Origin of the sequence: Synechococcus sp. WH 5701, from assembly GCF_000153045.1 — a bacterium.
In the GTDB taxonomy this organism is placed as follows: domain Bacteria; phylum Cyanobacteriota; class Cyanobacteriia; order PCC-6307; family Cyanobiaceae; genus Regnicoccus_A; species Regnicoccus_A antarcticus.
Genome location: NZ_AANO01000095.1, coordinates 1 through 1316, shown reverse-complemented (window position 1 = coordinate 1316; position 1316 = coordinate 1). Strand labels below are relative to the sequence as shown.

General features: G+C 49.4%; 2 protein-coding genes. One reads left to right on the top strand and one right to left on the bottom strand.

Annotated elements, in window-relative coordinates:
• Window positions 1-145 precede the first annotated feature (145 nt).
• Entirely contained in the window at window positions 146-562 is a 417-nt protein-coding gene (locus WH5701_RS16295) for a hypothetical protein (RefSeq protein ID WP_006169874.1), read from the top strand.
• Between the two features lie 210 nt (window positions 563-772).
• Here the strand turns inward: WH5701_RS16295 and WH5701_RS00585 are convergent.
• Window positions 773-1316 (bottom strand): cation diffusion facilitator family transporter (locus WH5701_RS00585; protein ID WP_006169873.1); only part of this gene is annotated, 544 nt, incomplete at its 5' end.

Here is a 1316-nt window from a genome sequence, read left to right as displayed (position 1 = left end):
ATAACTTGGCCGATTTGCGCTTACACATGAATTTAATCGTGGGCGCCCGAAATGTTGTCTTTTTAAACAAAAGCGAACATTGGCCAAAACCAGTAAGCTGTTACTTTGGGGTTTGCCTCGAATCGCAGAAAGCCCGGAGAGCTTAATGAAATACGTTCGTAACATAAGTGGGGCGTTTACAGGCGGAGCCTTAGGCGGGCTTTTGGACAGCTTCAATATCTGGTTTATGGGGAAGGTAGGGTTATCAGATCTTATTGGTATTTCAATGAAACCGGATTTCACCGCACCTTGGTTGTATCAGCGAATGATCTGGGGTGGGTTGTGGATGCTGCTATTACTAATACCCGTTTGGAAAGATCGCACCATATTACGTGGCATGGCGGCTAGTATCTTTCCTTCAGCAATGGTGCTCCTTGTTGTTTTTCCTTCAATGAACAAGGGTGTACTGGGTTTGGAGTTTGGCATCGCTATGCCAATGGTTGTGATCACCTTGAACTTCATTTATGGGATATTTTCAGCTTACTGGTATGTGGCGACTTGCTCCAATGAAAACCATAAATAACAAGTCAGGTCAGCGACCCCGTGAGACGCACTGCTGCTTTCGGCGTTATAAGTTATTGCTATGCCTTGCGTTTATTTGAATCAAAACGAATTATCTGACATGAGAGAGCGTGCCCTTTCCGAATCTCATGATGAGGAAAAGAGGAGGGCGTTCACCAGGCTGCCCTAGATGCAGCGGCTGCCACTAAGCGTGCGCCGCCTTTTTCAACATTCAGCAAAACAATGTATTTGGGCATTGGCCCTCACGACGCTCCCACTGAACGGTCGTATGCTGGATGCCAAAATGCTTATTCAGCATCTCCGTAGCCTCACTGATCACCTGGTCGTCACTCTCGGGGTCGGGTTTCACCAGGTGAACGGTTAGCGCGTTTTCGGTGGTACTCAGGGCCCAGATGTGTAGGTGATGGGCCGATATTACTCCTGGCAAACTTTCAAGACGCTCATGGACAGCCGAAGGATCAATCCCCTTGGGGACGGCATCTACCGCCAGGTTTACGGAGTCTTTCAGCAACTGCCAGGTGCCCACAAAGATCACAACGGCAATAACGAGACTCACAATTGGATCAATCCAGGTCAGATCGGTGAAGATCAGTATCGTGCCGGAGATCACGACGCCGACCGACACTGCGGTATCTGCGGCCATGTGCAAGAAAGCGCCCCGGATATTGATGTCACCTTTCTGCCCTTTGAGAAAGAGCATCATGGTTGCGCCGTTGATCAGTACGCCAATGCCAGCCACGATCACACGGTCAGCC